The sequence below is a fragment of the Pseudomonas sp. S3E12 genome, from assembly GCF_001702295.1.
Lineage (GTDB): Bacteria > Pseudomonadota > Gammaproteobacteria > Pseudomonadales > Pseudomonadaceae > Aquipseudomonas > Aquipseudomonas marginalis.
The window spans coordinates 181452-199737 of record NZ_MBDT01000016.1; the positions used below are offsets into that span (position 1 = coordinate 181452).

Consider the following 18286-nt stretch of genomic DNA (forward strand, 5'->3'; position numbering starts at 1 on the left):
ATGGGGTGGGCCACACCGGGTGGGCCCACCCTGTTTCCTAGAAGGGGTAGTGGTGGCTCCCGGCTTGCCAGGTCACCCAGTGCGCACGGGTGAATTCATCCAGGGCATAGTGACCGTTGAAGCGTCCCAGCCCCGAGTTCTTTTCGCCACCGAACGGGGCATTGGGCTGGTCGTCCACAGTGATGTCGTTAATGTGCGTCATCCCAGCCACGATGCCACGGGAAAAATTCAGCGCGCGGGCCATATCTTTACTGAACACGGCGCTGGACAGCCCATATTCGCTGGCGTTGGCCAGGGTCAGGGCATGTGCCTCATTGTCGGCGATCAATATGGGCAGCAAGGGCCCGAAGGTTTCATCGTGCGCCAGTTCGTGGTCGAAAGGGACATCCCCGTATACATGGGGCGGCAGCACCAGCCCGGACGCCGGGCCACCGTGCAGTTTCTTCAGGCTCGCGCTGTCGGCGGCATTGACCTTGCGCAGCAGGCCGTCCAACTGGCTGCGGTTGATCACCGGGCCAATCACTGTATCGGCGAGGTTAGGGTTGCCGGTTTTCAAGTTGCGCACGCGCTCCACCACCAACGCGCTGAAGTCGGCGTAGAGCGAACGGTCCACAATCACCCGGTTGACGCTCATGCAGATCTGGCCCTGATGCAGGAAGCGTCCGACCACTGCTGCATGCGCGGCAAGGTCGATATCCGCATCATCGAGCACCACCAGCGGCGCGTTGCCGCCAAGCTCCAGGGCGACCCGCTTGATGTGCTGGCCGCCGGTGGCGATGCGCCCGACATTGCGCCCGACCTCGGTAGACCCGGTAAATGAGATCAGGCTGGGAACGGGGTGCCCCACAAAGGCATCGCCGATTTCCGAGCCGGCGCCGACCACTACATTGAGCGTGCCCTCGGGAAAACCCGCTTCTTCGAACAGGTGCGCAATCAGCAGGCCGCCGGTCACGGCCGTGTCGCTGGCCGGTTTAAGGACCACCGTATTGCCCAGTGCCAACGCCGGAACCACCGAACGCATGCTCAAGTACAGGGGGAAGTTCCAGGGGCTGATGACCCCAATCACCCCGAGCGGCTCACGGAACACGAAGCTTTGTTCGCCGGGCTTGTAGCTGCTCAGGATGCGCCCCTCTACCTGCATGGGCAGCGCAATGCATTCACGCACCAGGTTCAGGGTGAATTGCCACTCCATGGTCGCCTTGATACGGGTACTGCCGGACTCGCGAATCAGCCAGTCGATGATCTCTTCGCGGCGTTGCTGGATGACGTGAGCGAGCTTTTCCAGCTGGGCGCCGCGTGTGGTTGGATGCAACTGCGCCCACGGGGTTTGTGCACGTTGGGCTGCTGCGTAGGCCGCGTCGAGGTCGGCAACGCTGGCCAGGGGCATTTCGAGCAATGTCTCGCCGTTGAAAGGATTGCGATCGTCCAGCCGTGCTGAGGAACGACCGGTGTGCCAGGTGCCGTCGATGAACTGGTCGCCATTGAGGGCGTAAGGGGTTGGGCGTTGGGCAGTCATGGTTTTACCTTTGGGTCAGTGGGGCGCGTGGTTTCAGAGCAAGACGGGCTCAGGTTCTGATCCACGCGCGCCCCCAGGAGTTGAGGGTGTGTTCTTCTTGCGGCCAAGTGCCAGGAGGGTCGCTCGCTTCGGTGATTTGCAGCTCCGCCGAGAACTCCAGCCGGTTGCGATCGGCATCCACTACCATGAAGAACAGGTTGTCGCCCGGCCCATGACGGCCGGGGCCAAAGAAAATGCTGATGCGCTCCTTGGCAAAGCGATCACCCCAGTCTCGAATGTCATTCCATTCATTGGTTTCGTAACAGTGATGATCCCACTCGTTTTTCGAGCCGCGGAAGAACGCCAGCGAATGGTGCTCATCGTCCGAACGCAGGAAGCACACCATCAACAGGCCGCTCTGTTGGTCGACCACGCTGTCGGACACCGTGAAGCCAACGGTGTTGACGTAGAACTCAATCATCGCTTCCAGCTCGGTGGTCTGGAACACCACATGCTGCAGGCGGCCGGGCATGCCGGGTGGGGTGGCATGGGTGTGTGCCTGGGATACGCCAAAAATCGTCTGGCGACCTTGAGGATCGCGTATTGCAAAGGCGCCCGGGGCGAGCAGTGGCGAGCTGATGTCTTCGGTGGTGCAGTTGCGCTCGCGCAGGCGGCGGTACAGCATGGCGAGTTTCTCTGGGCATGCCAGGTCATACGCCGCCGCCAGCAGGCCGCTGTGCTCGGCCGGGGAGAGCAGCATGGCGCGATTAGGTCCCCTGAGTAGCCAGTGGCCGTCGGCTTGAGGCTGGCCCTGCATGTCCATCATGCGTTGATAGAAGTCGATCTGCCGTTGCGGGTCTTTGCTCGCCAGGTGCAAGTAGCACAGGCGAGCCGGGGTGGACGTTTGCAATGTGTTCATACGCACCTCTCGAGCGTAACGGGCGTTGTGATGGACGGTCGGGGCGTGCGATCGCCCGCGGGCACGGCACCCAGCAAGGACTGCAAGGCCTCGGCAGTGATTGTCTCGGTGGCGCTGTGGAAAATCGCGGCGATGTAGCGATCAGGCCGCAGCAGGAAGAAGCTGGCGCTGGCGCCGAGCAATGCCTCGAGCGCCCCGGCGTGATCGTGCAATACCGTGCAGCCCGGCAGGGCAGGCGGCTTGCTGACGGAACCTGGCAGGATCAGAATCCGCTTCACCTCCAAGTGCGCCCAGAGCGGGTGTTGCAATTGATCCAGGCGTTCGCCATGAGGGTCTCCGTATTGGACCAGGGCGAAACCTGCACCGATGTAATCGTCGAGCAGACGTTCAGTGCCCTGGCTGTCGGTGAGGCTGGGCTGGGGGAACATCTGCCCGCTGCGCACGCCGCCCGCGGCACCGGCGGTGAGCACCAGGCCTTGGCGCAGCCGTGGTTTTGGCTTGAAGCGCATCTGCAGGAAGTAGTCACGCAGCGGCGGTACCCGCCCGATCAGCGAGAATGCACCACTGATCAATCGCGCCCGCAGCACGGTAGCGGGCGCCATCACCACCCCGAGGTTCAGCGCGAGCTTGATCAATGCCCACGCGTGATCGCGGCGCTCGCTTTCGTAGGTGAGCAAAACGGCCGGGGCCATTTTCCCGGTCAGTACGCCGATCAGTTTCCAGGCCAGGTTATGGGCATCGCGCACGCCGCTGTTCATGCCTTGTCCGGCATAGGGCGGCGTGAGGTGTGCCGCGTCACCGGCGAGCAACACACGGTTGACTTGCCAGCGTTCGGCTATGCGGGCGTGAAAGGTGTACACGGTTTTACGCACGATGGAGAGCGGTGCATCGCCCTTGAACGGGCGTAGCAAAGCTTGCAATCGCGCTTGGCTGAGCATCTGCGCGTCGCTTTCGCCGTCCTTGAGCATGAACTCGAAGCGCCGCGTGCGATGCGGGCCGGGGACCTCGACGATCGGGCGGCGCGCATCGCAGTACACGCGGGTTTGCCAGAACGGGTCATCGTCCTGATCGGTGTCCACCACCAGCCAGCGCGAGGCGAAGCTGGAGCCGACCATATTGATCCCAAGCTGTTTACGCACCGGACTGCGCCCACCATCACAGGCGATCAGGTAGTCGGCCTGCACTTCCAGCAGTTCCTTGTTGGCGTCCACGACCAGCGCGCGCACGCCGTGCTCGTCCTGGGTGAACTCCAGCAGTTCGTGGCTGAAGCGTGCAGTCAGGCAAGCGAAACGCTGCAGGCCGGCCCTCAACGTGCTTTCGAACAGCGGTTGGCGGAACGCATTGCGCTTGGGAAAACCGTATAGCTTGCCGCTGGGTTCGACCTTGCCGAAGCACCGCCCGCCAGGGCGCGTAAAGTAATGCACGCCATAGCCGGCCACCACGTCCGCCAGCACCGCCTGGCTCAATCCCATGGCCTGCATGGTGCGCAACGACTCATCGTCGATCGAGACCGCGCGAGGCTCGGTGACGGTGCCCGGTTTGCTGTCGATAATCCAGGCATCCACGCCGGCCTGGCCCAGCAGGTTGGCCAGGGTCAGCCCGGTAGGGCCGGCACCGACGATCAGGACACGGGTATTGATACTGTTCAGGGTTGTCATTGTTGTTCCCCTACGACTGCATCAGTCCAATGGCTTGGAGGATGGGTTGGCGCTGTGGGTCAGCGCGAGCATGTGCCGCGAGAGGGTGTGGGCCAGCGCGACCATCTGCTCACCCTGTTCCTGCTCCAGCGCCTTGTGCCGCTCGGCTGCCGGGCGCACGCAACTGAGGCTGCCCACCACCTTGCCGTCGCCGTCGAATATCGGTGCGGCCAGGCCGTACACGCCGGGGTCGACTTCGCCTGCACTGGCCACATAGCCCTGGCGCCGCAAGCGTTGCAGCGAGCGGCGGAAGTCTTCCCAGGTGGCGCCCAGGTTGCTGGCCCGCACCTCGTCAGGGTGCTCGAGAAACAGCTGGCTGTGCTGGCGGGCGTTCATGTGCGCAAGGATGGCTTTTGAGGTCGCGCCCATGAACAACGGCCGTGGCGAACCACGGGAATAGCTGACGGTGCTGGCCAATTCACCGCACTGGTGAACACACACCACTTGGTCCTTGAACAACCGGCAGATCAGCCAGACTTGTTGCTCACTCCAGCCTGGCAGGTTGGCCTCCAGCTGCTGCGCGGCGCGTACCAGCGGGTCGCTGAGCCGCAGTTGACGGTCCCAGGTAATGATCCTGGCTCCCAGTGCATAGCGCCCGGCCTCGACCTGGAACAACAGATTGGTCTCGGCCAGTTCACGCACGTAGCGGTAGGCGGTGGAGCGGGTAAACCCCAGCGCGCTGACCATGTCGTCGACCGCCCAGATCGGCTGCGCCTCGGTAAACAGATCCAGCACGCGCAGCATGCGCTCCAGGCTGGAACCCTTGGTGTCGCGCTCTGGCGGTTGGGATGATTCATCGATCAGGGTCATGGTTTATTGCTCGTCGACGATGGTGTTACGCAGGGTGCCGATGCGCGAGATCTCCACTTCCACCACATCACCGGGCTGCATCCACACCGGCGGCTCGCGGAAGGCTCCAACCCCGCCGGTGGTGCCGCTGACAATCACGTCACCGGGGGCGAGTTCGGTAAAGGTGGAGCAGTATTCGATCAGTGCGCCGACATCGAAGATCATGTCGCGCGTGGACGTGTGCTGCATGACCTCGCCGTTGAGCCGGGTGGTCAATTCGAGGTTCTGCGGGTCGCTGATTTCGTCACGGGTGACCAGCCACGGGCCAAACCCGCCGGTGCTCGGGAAGTTCTTGCCGGGGACGAATTGAAGGGTGTGCTTTTGCCAATCGCGCACGCTGCCATCGTTGTAGCAGGCGTAGCCGGCGACGTAATCGAGGGCGTCGGCTTTGCGGATGTGGCGCGCGGTCTTGCCAATGATGATGGCGAGTTCGCCCTCGAAATCCAGCTTGTGCGAGACCGTCGGCCGCACGATGGGTTGCAGGTGAGCGGTCTGGCTGTCGGCAAATCGCGTGAAAATCATTGGGTAAACCGGCATGTCACGCCCGGTTTCGCGCACGTGGGTCGCGTAGTTGATGCCGATGCACAGCACCTTGCCGGGGTTTGGAATGACCGGCAGCAGCGTCACGCCGGCCAGTGCCCGGCGCGGCAGGCTCGACACCTGCTCATCGCTCACCGACCCCAGGCGGCCGAGGGCAAGCGCCTGCTTGAGATCCGCGCCGAGGGTATTTTTCATCGATTCCAGATCAGCCACCTGGTCGCCTTCGACGATGCCATAGGTGGGACGGCCTTCAACGGTGAAGCTTGCAAGTTTCATTCGATAGTCCTTGTGGGCGAGGGAAGCGTGGACAGAATTTCACTCTATTCGCGCTTAAAAATCCTGTAAAGCGGGATTTTTCTTAAATCCCAAATTGCAGGAAAAATGTATATTTTTTGCCTTCGCGCAGCCGCGTGCCTGCCTTCGGGAGCAGGCCATTCGGTGTGCTGGCGGTCGGGTCTAGCCCAGGGTTATCCCTGTGCCCAGCAGCCGTGCAGGGACATGCGCATCCGTAACGGAACCTTGATCCGCGCAATGGGCCCGCTGGCCATGTCTCGCGAATCCAGGATCACCAGTTCGCTGCGCGCCTGGTCCAGCACATTCAGCAGTGCGACCACGTAACCGTCGGCCTCTTCGGCATCCGCGGAACGAGGGATGAATATGGGCTCCTGGAAGCAACTGTTGTCCCCTGGGAACCAGGCGTCGGTGCTGCCCGTCTTGAGGTTCAGATGGGCCACCTGGTTGAAAAACTGAAAGGGCATGGGTCCGTTTGCGGGGTTGTAGGGCAGTGTCGGATCAAAAGCGAGCACAAAGCCGTGTTCGTACGGGCGACCCAGATAGCGCTCATCGCAGCGGGGAAACTCACACATGTAGTCGGTCAACGGTTGCGGCTCGACGTCATCCCGCGCGTCGTTCAGATCAAACGTCCAGCGCATCAGGCTCGAAGGCAGGTCCTCGGGGGCGGGCACCGCACCGTCCGCCTGGGGGAAGAAATAAAACACGTTGCCGCCAGTAACCGGCATGTCCACGTACACTTTGCCGTCTTGATCGAAGGCATTGAGGGTGTGGCCTTGAAAGCTGTCCTTGGGTCCTTTGAACCAGCGGATAGCCTGCGCGTTGCCATTGCGCGGCAGCACGGCAAACAACTGCGGCAGATCAGGTTGCCACTGAAAATGCGGCCCGCCGTTTTTCATGCGTTCTACATCGACGGTCAGCGGAATCAGTGGGAACACGACGTAGTGCTCGGTGACCGCAAAGTCATGCACCATCGCCGCATAAGGTGCCTGGAACCAGATCTCTTTGAGCAGATTGCCGTCGGGTGAGAGTTCGAAATACGCCATATCCGGCGTGCCGTCACCTTTGGCTTCATAACTGAAGGCCAGCAGGTTGCCGGTGACGGGGTCGATCTTGGGGTGGGCGGTAAAGGTCGCCGACTTGATTTGCCCGGCAAAATCCCATTCGCCCAGGGTTTCCAGGGTTTGCAGGTCCATGGCCCAGGGCAGGGCGTCCTCCTTGAGTGCGAGCAGCCTGCCGTTGTGAGGGATCACCGACGTATTGGCGGTGGTGTTGTTTTTGGCCGCCAGTGGGTCATTGGTGTACGCGTTTCGATAGACGCCATTGAGGGAACGGCCTTCACGGCGCTGCGCGAGCAAGCGATCGGTCTTCACGTAGCGTCGCCGCAGGGACACCTTGCCGTCAGCAAAATAGAAACCGCTGACTATCCCGTCACCGTTGAAAAACATATCGCTGCCCAGCATGGGCGGGTATTGCGGGTCGGGGGCCACCTGATAGAAGACGCCTAGGATGGACGCGGGAAGGGTGCCTTCGACCTCAAGGTCCAGCACCTCGGCTTCGACACGACTGGGGCTATACAGCGCCCCGGAAAATTCAGGGGTTTGCGGGAATCGGGTACTCATGGCTAAGACCTCATGTGCGCAGTATTTATTTATCGAGCAGGCCGGCGGGCAGCGCAGGCGCGTCGGGTGTTGAAGGGCCGGACGCGCGGCGAAAACGGGCAACCATCCAGCAGGATATGACCAGGGCGACGATATACGCCGAGGCCGCCAGCCAGCCGACCGCACGGAAGTGTCCGTCACCGACGACCAGGGCCGCGCCAAACGGGCCGAGGCCCTGGCCCACGAAGATCGCAGCATTGCCCAGGCCTGCGAGTCGACCGCTCGCGTCCAACTCGGCTGCCATCGAGAGCAGGTAGGGGAGGCTGAAGAACCAGACCATATGGATCAGGCATGCCGTGGTGGCGAACGCCATGGGGCTGTCGCCGTAGACCATGATCAGCGTGGCCATCACCGCCGTGCCGAACCCCATCAACTGCGGAAACAGCAGCCCCAGGCGTCGCCCGATAAGGCCCGCCAGTGCAGCACCGAGTGCCCCGGCAAGAATACTGCCACCCAGTATGGCGCCGATCTGCTGGGGCTCCAGGCCGATACTTTTGCCGATGCGCTCCTGATACACCCACAGCGCAGAATGGCCAAAAAACAACAGCGCAAACAGCCCGATCAACAAGAGTGACGTCAGGCCGAACGGCTGGGCCAGCCGCGCCGGTGCACCGTCGGCGGGGGTGTACTGCGCAGGCACGCGTCCGCAGCCGAGCAGGGCCAAGGCACTGGCGCCGGCCAGCAGGTAAAACGCGCCGTTGACGCCAAAGGCCATGAGCACCGCTGGCATCGAGGTCACCAGCAACATGCCCCAGAACAGATTGCCGATATTGATCACCGCGAACGTCGCGTCCTTGGCTGTGCGCAGTGCCGCCGAGGCATACACCACCGCCATCACCGCGCCGCCGCTGGCGCCAGAGACAATGCGGCACAGCAGCAGCGATGTTTCGCTGTGGAACCGGGTACTCGCCAGATTGGCGCAGACCAGCACCAGCAAGGCGAGCTGCGCCACCCATCGGCGATTGACGCGGGTCATCAACAGGGCAAACACCCCGCAGGTGAGCGCCATGGCAATCAGTTCGCCTGCGAAAATCCTACCGATGGCATTGAGCGGGATACCGAGCTGATCGATAAAAGCCCCGCCCAGAATCGGTTGAATCTGCAAGGTGCCAAGGGACGTGACCATCATCAGGCAAATAGCCGCCAGTGATGTTTTGCTGTCGATGCCAGCGGATGCATTCATGAATGCAGTACCTCGATAGGGTGAGCGAGCGCTTGTCGGTCAGAAGGTGTGGGCGTAACGAACCTGCACGGCATAGTCCTGCCGGGAACGGTTCTCGACACCGGTTTCCTTGTAAGTGTTAAGCCAGAAGCCTTGGCCTTCACTGATTTTCCAGAACATGCCGGGGCCTATGCCCAGCACTTTTTCCCGCGAGTCGCTCAGCCGGTCGCCGTTGATCTGGTCGTCGGTGATCTGCCGGAAGTAATAGCCGTTGATCCCCACCGACACGTTGGGGATGACTTCATAGGACGCCGTGAAGTTGGCCCAGGCCGACTGCCCGGCGCGGCTGTCGCTCACCGGTTTGCCCTCGAAGGAATCCTGCGAGCTGCTGGCCGGATCGCGGTTCTTGAAGTTGTACAGGTAATGCAGGCGCCAACTGACTTCCCAGCGCGGTGCCGGCATCCAGGTTGCGGCCCAGTAGGGGTTCAGGGAGTAATAGTTCGACCCTGGGTTGAGGTCTTTGTGTTTGTCGTATTTACCGGTCGGCAGGATCGTGTCAAAGGCCACCCGCTGCACAAACACCGGGCGCCCGTGCGCATCGACGATAGGATCGAATTGGATCTGCGGCCCGACGGTGACATCGCCAAGCCCCGTGGCGTTGTCTTGCAGCGCCGGTCCATTACTGCCAAAGGTGGCATCCAGTGACACGACGGGCACCAGCAAGCTCCAGCCCAGGTGGGCCCCGCCGCCAATGGTGTCGGGCGAGTAGTAGCTGAGTTGGTTGATCAGCGTGATCACGTTGATTTTGGGATTGTCGAAGGCGCCGTTGGCCTTGCCGCTGTTGGTCCTGACACTGCTGGCGGTGCTGAACTTCAAGTAGGTGAGATGGGACAGGCCGGGCGGCCCGGCAAAACCATCGTAGAAACTGGTGCCGCCGAGGTTGATGCCACTGGGCTCGGTCACCGAGGGCGCTGGCGGCCCATCGGCGGCGAATACAATTGACGAGGCGAAGCTGAGCACCAGGCACGCTGGCAAGTATTTGAGTGGGCTCATTGACGTGGCTCTATTATTGGAATTGTGAGCAGAGGGAACTCCCTCGCACAATCACCCTAAGCCAAACCCCGCCGGCGTACTTGCGCGGTACCGCCAGAGTTGACTGATAGCGCCACGGGGCTCGTTTTAACGCCAGCGCTGTCAACCCTCGTAGCGAAACCCACCCGACAACTTGCCCTTCAAATACCCCACCAACGCACTCACCGACTTCGGCACATGGGGCGAATACGGCCTGATCAGGTAGATCTCATCGGCAAACGCGCCCTTGAGCGTCCAGCCCTTGAGCACCTGTACCAGCTTGCCGCTGGCCAGCGCGGCTTGGGCGCTGAAGTCCGGGAGCAGGGCGATGCCCAAGTGGTTGAGCGCCGAATCACGCAGGGCTTCGCTGTTGTTGGTGGCGAAGCTGCCGGCGATGGGCACGGTGAGGCGTTCGGCCTTTTTGCCGCCGCGTTCGAAGGTCCATGCGGGCTGGTCGGTGCCGCGTGGGTAGAACAGGCAGTTGTGGGCGGACAGGTCGCCGGGTTCGCGCGGCTCGCCGTGGCGTTGCAGGTAATCGCGGCTGGCGACCAGCACCGAGCCGGTATCGCACAGCTTCCAGGCCACATGGGTTTCCGGCACCTGGAAGCCGTGGCGCACAGCGAGGTCGTAGCCTTCGGCCGCCAGCGAACTCAAGGCATCCGAGACATCCAGCTGGATACGTACCTGCGGGTACTGCTGCAGGAATTCCGCCAAGTGCGGCACCAGCTGTTGTCGGGCGAATGCCACGGGGGCGGTCAAGCGCACCAGGCCACGAATCTCCCCGGCGGAATCGCGCACCGACGAGAAGCTGCGCGCGATTTGCTCATAGGCACCGCGCACTTCACGGGTCAGCGACAACCCGGCATCGGTCAACCGCACACTGCGCGTGGTGCGGGTCACCAGCCGCGTGCCGGTGGCTTTCTCCAGGTCGGAAATGCGCTGGCTGACGGCAGATTTACTCACCCCCAGGCGCGCGGCGGCGGCGGTGTAGGTGCCGTGTTCCTCTAGCACTGAGAGCCAGTGAATGTGGGTCCACAGCCCTTCGATCTCGGATTTTTCCATGGGTTTATTGTTCGCTTGTGAGGACAATCAGTTCTTGATTCTGCTCTGGTTTGGAACAAACCGAAAGCCTATCGTGTGTCCCAACGCAACCCACCTGGGATCTACTGCCATGACTACAACAATCGAGCACTACATCAACGACCAGCGCGTCAGCCGCGATGATCGCTATCAGGACGTCTACAACCCGGCCACCGGCGAAATCACCGGCCGCGTTGCCCTGGCCAGCAGCCAGACCGTGTCCGAAGCCGTCGCCGCTGCCCAGGCCGCTTTTGCCGGTTGGGCCGACACCCCGCCTATCCGTCGCGCCCGAGTGCTGTTCGAATACCTGCACCTGCTGCGTGAGCGCAAGGACGACCTGGCGCGCATCATCGTCGCCGAACACGGCAAGGTCTTCACCGATGCCCAGGGCGAAGTCGACCGTGGCATCGACATTCTCGAATTCGCCTGCGGCATCCCCAACCTGCTCAAGGGCGAGCATTCCGACCAGGTCTCCCGTGGCATGGACAACTGGACGATGCGCCAGCCGCTGGGTGTCGTGGCCGGCGTCACGCCGTTCAACTTCCCGGTGATGGTGCCGATGTGGATGTACCCGATCGCCATTGCGGCGGGCAACACCTTCATCCTCAAGCCAAGCCCGACCGATCCAAGTGCTTCGCTGTTCATGGCTGAACTGCTGCGTGAAGCCGGCCTGCCCAAAGGCGTGTTCAACGTGGTGCAGGGTGACAAGGAATCGGTGGACGCGCTGATCGCGCACCCGGACGTCAAGGCTGTGAGCTTCGTCGGCTCCACGCCGATTGCCCAGTACATCTACGAAACCGGTGCGCGCAACGGCAAGCGTGTGCAAGGCCTGGGCGGCGCGAAGAACCATATGGTGGTGATGCCGGACGCGGATATCGAAAAAACCGTCGACGCCTTGATGGGCGCCGCCTACGGCAGTGCCGGCGAACGCTGCATGGCCATTTCTGTCGCGGTACTGGTCGGCGATGTCGGTGACAAAGTCATCGCCGCCCTGACCGAACGCGCCAGGCACCTGCGCATCACCGACGGCCGCGACCTCAAGGCCGAGATGGGCCCGATTGTGTCCCGCGCCGCACTGGAGCGCATCAGCGGCTACATCGAACATGGCGTGCAGGCCGGCGCGCAATTGCTGCTCGACGGGCGTGACTATGTCCCTACCGAAGCCGGCCTGGAAAACGGCTTCTGGCTCGGCGCGACCCTGTTCGACCACGTGACCCAGGAGATGAGCATCTACCGCGAAGAAATCTTCGGCCCGGTACTGGCCTGCGTGCGCGTGAATGACTTCGCCGAGGCGGTGAAGCTGGTCAACGACCACGAATTCGGCAACGGCGTCAGCTGCTTTACCCGCGACGGCAACATTGCCCGCGAGTTTGCCCGGCGTATCGAAGTGGGCATGGTCGGCATCAACGTGCCGATCCCGGTGCCGATGGCCTGGCACGGGTTTGGTGGCTGGAAGAAGAGCCTGTTCGGCGACATGCATGCCTACGGCACTGAGGGTGTGCGCTTCTACACCAAGCAGAAATCGATCATGCAGCGCTGGTCGGAGAGCATCGAGCAGGGCGCGGAGTTTGCGATGCCGGTGTCCAAATAACGTTGGAAGAACACCGTAGGGCAAAAGTGGGAGGGGGTTAGCCCCTCCCACTTTTGGTTGTTTTTCACTTGAGGGTTGACGGCCAGGCGAATGACGAATACTGTACATAAACACAGTGTTTAAGCGCTGATCAACCAGGATGGCAACATCAGCCACGCCAAACACTGTGTGCAAGTTAATGGATTAACTTAATGCACAGGCTCGTTCTACCGAGCCGTTTTTATTGATAGAGAGGGAACTCATGTCCTATCCAGAAAGCAAACTCACCGGCTTGACCGGTTTCGCCCTCGCGGCAAAAGTCACTGGCGGCTGGTCCGGCCCTGTGGTCAGCATTACCAGCCTGGATCAACTCAAGGCTAATATCGGCGACACCACCCCACGGGTATTGGTGATCAACAGTAATATCTCGGCGTCGAGCCTGACCAAAGTCAACTTGGGTGCCAACAAGACCCTGATCGGTTCGTTCCAGAACCGCACGTTGGAGAATATTCACCTGCGTGCAACCGCGCAGTCGCAGAACATCATTCTGCAGAATATTATCTTCAAGCATTCGGCGAGCATTAAGGCCAATGACGATATTCAGGTGTACCTGAACTACGGCAGCAAATACTGGATTGACCATTGCTCGTTTGTCGGGCACAGCTGGTCCACCACTGACGGCAGTGAAGACAAACTGCTGTATATCGGTGAAAAAGCCGATTATGCCACCATCAGCAACTGCTTCTTTGGCAGCCACAAGTACGGGCTGATCTTCGGTCACCCGGCGGATGATAATAAGGCAGAGTTCAACGGTTATCCGCGCCTGACGTTGTGCCATAACCGCTTCGACAACATGGAAGTGCGTGCGCCTGGCTTGATGCGCTACGGTTACTTTCATGTGTACAACAACTACATCAATAACTTCCACCTCGGTTTTACCCTGGCACAGAACGCCAATATCCTGTCTGAAAGCAACTATTTTGGCGAAGGCAGCCAAAACAAAGGCATGTTGGATGACAAAGGCACCGGGACGTTCACGGATATAAACAGTGTGCCGCCGATCACCAACCAGAAGTCGCCCAAAGCACAATGGACGGCCAGTTCCAACTACGCCTATACCTTGAAGACCGCGGCGCAAGCCAAGGACTTCACACAGAAGAATGCTGGTGCCCAGGCTGCGTCGCTGGTATTCGGTAGTTGAGTAGCTAGCTTTCTATTGAGCTGTCATTTATTGCAAGTGCCACTGTATTTATATCAAGGATATAAATACAGTGATGGCCTTTGTAATCTAAATAATTCTTCATGTTGCGATAGGCGAGTGCCCATGTTAAACCTTGGTGCGCACTTGCAGAGCCAACTATCTCTTGCTCTTTCGGTCAGTATTAAGTTGCTGGCTGTTCGGTGCTATTTAATCTTCGCTTGTCACTTAAGCGTCAGCAAAAGGACATCATCATGAAACATGCGAATCACACACCCACTCGCTGGACACGGGCCGATGCGCTGAAAGTTAATGAAAATGACCCGACGACGACACAGCCGTTAGTGAGTCCTGACTTTCCTGTCATGAGTGACACGGTCTTTATCTGGGACACCATGCCCTTGCGTGAACTCGATGGCACGGTGGTATCGGTGGATGGCTGGTCGGTGATCTTCACCCTGACCGCCGACCGTCGCCCCCATGATCCACAATTCATCAATGCCGATGGCCGTTACGACATCAAGCGCGATTGGGAAGACCGCCATGGTCATGCGCGGATCTGCTACTGGTATTCGCGTACCGGCAAGGACTGGATCTTCGGCGGCCGGGTCATGGCCGAAGGGGTTTCGCCGACCACCCGTGAATGGGCGGGCACGCCGATCCTGTTGAATAACAACGGTGACATCGACCTGTACTACACCTGCGTCACGCCGGGTGCCACGATTGCCAAAGTCCGGGGCCAGGTCATTACGTCGGACACCGGTGTCACCCTCCAGGGCTTTGATCAGGTCAAGTCGTTGTTCGACGCCGACGGCACCTATTATCAAACCGAAGCGCAGAATGCGACCTGGAACTTTCGCGATCCCAGCCCCTTTATCGATCCCGTCGATGGCAAGTTGTACATGGTGTTCGAAGGCAATGTCGCCGGCGAGCGCGGGACTCACGCAGTGGGCCCGAACGAGCTGGGCCTGGTGCCGCCGGGGCACGAGGACGTGGGCGGTGCCCGCTACCAGGTGGGCTGCATCGGCATCGCCGTGGCCAAGGACCTCAACGGTGACGAATGGGAAATCCTGCCGCCCCTGGTCACGGCTGTTGGCGTGAACGACCAGACCGAACGGCCGCACTATGTGTTCCAGGACAACAAGTACTACCTGTTCACCATCAGCCACAAGTTCACCTATGCCGATGGCGTGACGGGGCCGGATGGCGTGTATGGGTTTGTCAGCGATCATCTGTTCGGGCCTTATACGCCGATGAATGCGTCCGGGCTGGTCCTCGGCAATCCGCCGTCGCAGCCGTTCCAGACGTATTCCCACTGCGTGATGCCCAACGGCCTGGTGACGTCGTTTATCGACAGCGTGCCCACCACCGGCGATGACTACCGCATCGGTGGCACCGAAGCGCCGACGGTCAGGATCGTGTTGAAGGGCGATCGTTCGTTTGTGCAGGAGGCTTATGACTATGGCTATATTCCGGCGATGCGGGATGTGGTGTTGAGCCAGTGACCGCAGTGCAAAACCCAGCCTGATTCAGGTGTAAACCGATCCAAATGTGGGAGGGGGCTTACCCCGATGGCGGAGTGTCAGTCACCGTAGATGTCGACTGACCCACCGCTATCGGGAGCAAGCCCCCTCCCACTTTTTTTGATCGCGTTTCAGGCCATCTTTAACGCTCAAGTCCCCGCTCTGAAGGCCGATACAGGCACTAGCACCACGAGTGATCCCGAACTCGTAGGTGCACGCCTGGTCGTCGCTCAGGTCAACGAATAAAAATCAAAAGGGGTGGCCATGACCATATTGCAGCGTGTGATCGGCGGGTTTGCGGTGTTGGTGCTGTTACTGCTAGTCATGGCGGGGATCAGTTATCAGAACACCCAGTCCATCAGCAGTCGCTTGAACATTATCACCGGCGAGTCGGCACCCTTGAGCCGGGCCGCCAGTGAGCTATACGTGCACATTCTGCGCGCCAACCAGGCGTTGCTGGCCATTCAGATCAGCACCGACCCCAAGCAGATCGAGGACGGCAAGCGACCGTTCACCGAGAGCATCGCCCAGTTCAATCAATTGCTCGACAGCACCGTTGCCTATACGGGCGAGCATGAGGCGCTGCGCGCGAACCTGGCGCAGCAGCGCCAACAGGTCGCGGCCTACGCCGAGCAGGCGCAGGCGTTGATGACGTCCCATGTGCAACACGTGCAGCAGTTGGCGCTGACCCGGCAACTGCAAGGCTACAGCAGTGCGCAGGCGATACAGCTGACCAGCTATCTGCGCGATTACATTGCCCATGCACGCAGTGTCGGCGAACCGCAACAGGTGGCCGCAGCGGAAAAGCTGCTGTTGGAAGTCAACAAATCCTACGATGGCTTCGCGGCTCATACCGTCACGCCGGCCATTGATAAATTACAGCGTGTGCTCAATCTCCAGGACGAAGTGATCAGCACCCGGGCCCAGGCCCTGGCGGCAATTGACCCCAGGGTCGGGCGGATTGCCGGCGTCATGGTCAATCGCCTGCTGACTGACCTGACCGCCCCTGACGGCCTGTTCCAGGCTTATCAGGTGGAGGCAAAACTGGCCGCGCAGGTGCAGCAGCAACGCAGTGCGGTTGACGCGGCGCTGAAAGCCACCCTGGACAGGATTGGCGAGTTCGGCAGCCAGTCCCTGGAGGTCGCCAACCAGGCCAGCCAGTCGGCCAATGCCACCATTGGCACCAGCCGCAGCTTGCTGTTGATCGCGTGTGTGCTGGCGGTGCTGGCGGCGGTGGCGATTGGTACCTGGGTCGCCTTCAGCCTGCGGCGTCCGCTGGCGGCGTTTCGTGACGTCCTCAAGACGCTCACGGCGGGGGACATGCGGGTCAGTTTCGATGTCAGCCGTAAAGACGAGTTCGGTGAGTTGGGCGGTTACCTGAACGAACTGACCACGGCCCTGCGCAAAACCTTTCGTGAATTGATCGGCTCTGCCGATGCGCTGGCCGTTACCGCGGGCAGCAACGCCTTGAACAGCGAGCAGACCACCCGTGTGGTGGATGAGCAGAAGGACCGCCTGCAATCGGCCGCCTCGGCCATGACGCAGATGGAAAGCACGGTCGAAGAGGTGGCCCGGCGTGCGCAGGACACCCGCCAGGCCGTGGACGACACAAGTGAGCTCACGCACAAGGTGCAGGCGCGTGTGGCCGAGACCATCGTCAACATCCGCCAGCAGGCCGACCAGGTGAACAAGGCCACGCAGGTGACCGATGAGTTGCAGAAGTACGGGCAGAATATCGAAGGCATTGTTGTCGCCATTCGCACCATTGCCGAACAGACCAACCTGCTCGCCCTGAATGCGGCCATCGAAGCGGCCCGTGCCGGCGAGCAGGGACGCGGTTTTGCGGTGGTGGCCGATGAAGTGCGCTCCCTGGCCAGCCGTACCCAGACCTCGACCAGCGAAATCCAGGACATGATCGGGCTCATGCAGGAAAAAATTCACTCGGTGGTGCACGTGATGAACGAAAGCCAGGCGCAGTCCACCCAATGCGTGTCCCTGGCCTCGGGCGCGGGTGACTTGCTGCTGTCGATGAGCGACTCGGTCGACAGTATCCGCGACATGAATATCCAGATCGCCGCCGCCACCGAGGAGCAGAGCGCCACGGTGCAGGAAACCAGTCGGATGGTCATCCAGATCAACGATTCGGCCCAGCAGACGGCAGACGGCGCCGAGCAGTCCGCCATCAGCAGCCACGAGCTGGCGGACATGGCCAAGGTGCAGCGCGAGCTGCTCCATCATTTCAGCGTTTGAGCCGCGGGAGTCAGAACATGAAAGCATGGTTAATCCTCGCCTTGGGGGCGACGCTGTTCATTCCGGGCGCGGCCCAGGCCGCCACGCCCTTGCTGGGTGTGGGCATGGCAAAGTACGACGATAACTTCCAGACCCTGCTGCGCAACGGGGTGCAGCAACAGGCCAGCGTCATGAACGCCGACATCTTTATGGAGAACGGGCAGGACAGCGTCGATTTGCAGATGCGCCAATTCCGCAACCTGGTCAATTCCAAGGTGGATGCGATCATCGTCGCGATGGTCGACGGCAAAAGTGCGGCGCAGATGATGCAGCTGGCCTCGGATGCAAAGATCCCGCTGGTGTTCGTCAACCGCAATCCGAACCCGCAAACGTGGCCGGCGCAGACCGCGTTTGTCGGCTCCAACGAGTTGGAGTCGGGTACTTTGCAGATGGAAGAGCTTGCGCGCCGCGCCGGTTACAAGGGCAACGTGGTGATTCTGGTGGGCGACCCGGCCAACGCGTCCTCTTTGATGCGCACCGAGGACGTGGAAAAAGTCGTCGCCAAATACCCCGATATGAAAGTCGTACAGAAAAAAGTCGGTAACTGGGAGCGTAGCCAGGCCGCCACGATTGTTATTGACTGGGTCAAGCAGGGCGTCGATTTCTCGATCATTGCGGCCAATAACGATGAAATGGCGATCGGCGCGATCATGGGCCTGGAAAAGGCCGGCAAGCAGGCCAAGGACTATTGGGTCGGCGGCATCGACGGCACACCGGACGGCTTGAAATTGATGGCTGAGGGCAAGATGGCGGTCAGCGTGTTCCAGGATGCCGCCGGCCAGGCCGGCGGCGCAGTGGACACCGCACTGCGCCTGGTTCGCGGTGAGGTGCTGGAGTCGGCGGTGGTCTGGGTGCCGTTCAAGTTGATCACGCCCGAGAATCGCCAGGCGTTTGAATAGCACTGAGCACCTCGATCCAACCTTGGAATGCAGTCAAATGTG

14 protein-coding genes and 1 pseudogene are annotated in these 18286 nt (G+C 60.9%); 6 read left to right on the plus strand and 9 right to left on the minus strand.

What is annotated here, in order from left to right; all coding sequences use genetic code 11:
- Window positions 1–37: 37 nt before the first annotated feature.
- From BB029_RS14415 to BB029_RS14455, 9 genes are all read right to left on the minus strand, one after another.
- Complete coding sequence (locus BB029_RS14415; protein WP_065939690.1) at window positions 38–1516, minus strand: aldehyde dehydrogenase family protein; 1479 nt, start codon at window positions 1514–1516, stop codon at window positions 38–40.
- Window positions 1517–1565: 49 nt separating this feature from the next.
- Entirely contained in the window at window positions 1566–2414 is an 849-nt protein-coding gene (locus BB029_RS14420) for a VOC family protein (protein ID WP_027603543.1), read from the minus strand.
- Entirely contained in the window at window positions 2411–4072 is a 1662-nt protein-coding gene (locus BB029_RS14425) for a bifunctional 3-(3-hydroxy-phenyl)propionate/3-hydroxycinnamic acid hydroxylase (RefSeq protein ID WP_065939691.1), read from the minus strand. The genes BB029_RS14420 and BB029_RS14425 overlap by 4 nt, the downstream gene beginning before the upstream one ends.
- A 21-nt stretch (window positions 4073–4093) precedes the next feature.
- Window positions 4094–4921: an IclR family transcriptional regulator gene (locus BB029_RS14430; RefSeq protein WP_027603545.1), complete on the minus strand. Its 828-nt coding sequence runs from the start codon at window positions 4919–4921 to the stop codon at window positions 4094–4096.
- 3 nt (window positions 4922–4924) lie between these two features.
- Window positions 4925–5776, minus strand: coding sequence for a fumarylacetoacetate hydrolase family protein (locus BB029_RS14435; RefSeq protein WP_027603546.1), 852 nt, complete (start codon window positions 5774–5776; stop codon window positions 4925–4927).
- A gap of 191 nt (window positions 5777–5967) precedes the next feature.
- Window positions 5968–7413, minus strand: coding sequence for a carotenoid oxygenase family protein (locus BB029_RS14440; protein ID WP_065939692.1), 1446 nt, complete (start codon window positions 7411–7413; stop codon window positions 5968–5970).
- 25 nt (window positions 7414–7438) lie between these two features.
- Window positions 7439–8635 (minus strand): MFS transporter, encoded by a 1197-nt coding sequence (locus BB029_RS14445; RefSeq protein WP_065939693.1) that lies wholly within the window; start codon window positions 8633–8635, stop codon window positions 7439–7441.
- A 39-nt stretch (window positions 8636–8674) separates the two neighbouring features.
- Window positions 8675–9667 carry a transporter gene (locus tag BB029_RS14450; protein WP_065939694.1) on the minus strand — a complete coding sequence of 331 codons (993 nt, stop codon included), beginning with the start codon at window positions 9665–9667 and terminating at the stop codon, window positions 8675–8677.
- Window positions 9668–9808: 141 nt separating this feature from the next.
- Window positions 9809–10747, minus strand: coding sequence for a LysR family transcriptional regulator (locus BB029_RS14455; protein ID WP_065939695.1), 939 nt, complete (start codon window positions 10745–10747; stop codon window positions 9809–9811).
- Window positions 10748–10856: 109 nt separating this feature from the next.
- Here BB029_RS14455 and BB029_RS14460 point away from each other — a divergent pair, with 109 nt between their 5' ends.
- The 6 genes and pseudogenes from BB029_RS14460 to BB029_RS14480 all read left to right on the plus strand — a co-directional run bounded on the left by BB029_RS14460 (window position 10857) and on the right by BB029_RS14480 (window position 18244).
- Window positions 10857–12356, plus strand: coding sequence for a CoA-acylating methylmalonate-semialdehyde dehydrogenase (locus BB029_RS14460; protein ID WP_065939696.1), 1500 nt, complete (start codon window positions 10857–10859; stop codon window positions 12354–12356).
- A 241-nt stretch (window positions 12357–12597) separates the two neighbouring features.
- Window positions 12598–13536: a pectate lyase gene (locus tag BB029_RS14465; protein ID WP_065939697.1), complete on the plus strand. Its 939-nt coding sequence runs from the start codon at window positions 12598–12600 to the stop codon at window positions 13534–13536.
- Between the two features lie 251 nt (window positions 13537–13787).
- The gene (locus BB029_RS14470; protein ID WP_065939698.1) at window positions 13788–15038 is read left to right on the plus strand and encodes a glycoside hydrolase family 68 protein; all 1251 of its coding nucleotides are present in this window, start codon (window positions 13788–13790) and stop codon (window positions 15036–15038) included.
- A 990-nt stretch (window positions 15039–16028) separates the two neighbouring features.
- Window positions 16029–16448 (plus strand): annotated as a pseudogene (locus BB029_RS34260) (HAMP domain-containing protein); the annotation flags it as partial.
- Window positions 16449–16550: 102 nt separating this feature from the next.
- Window positions 16551–17306, plus strand: a complete 756-nt coding sequence (locus tag BB029_RS34265) for a methyl-accepting chemotaxis protein (RefSeq protein ID WP_371263347.1) — start codon at window positions 16551–16553, stop codon at window positions 17304–17306.
- A 17-nt stretch (window positions 17307–17323) separates the two neighbouring features.
- Window positions 17324–18244, plus strand: coding sequence for a substrate-binding domain-containing protein (locus BB029_RS14480; protein WP_065939700.1), 921 nt, complete (start codon window positions 17324–17326; stop codon window positions 18242–18244).
- Window positions 18245–18286 lie beyond the last annotated feature (42 nt).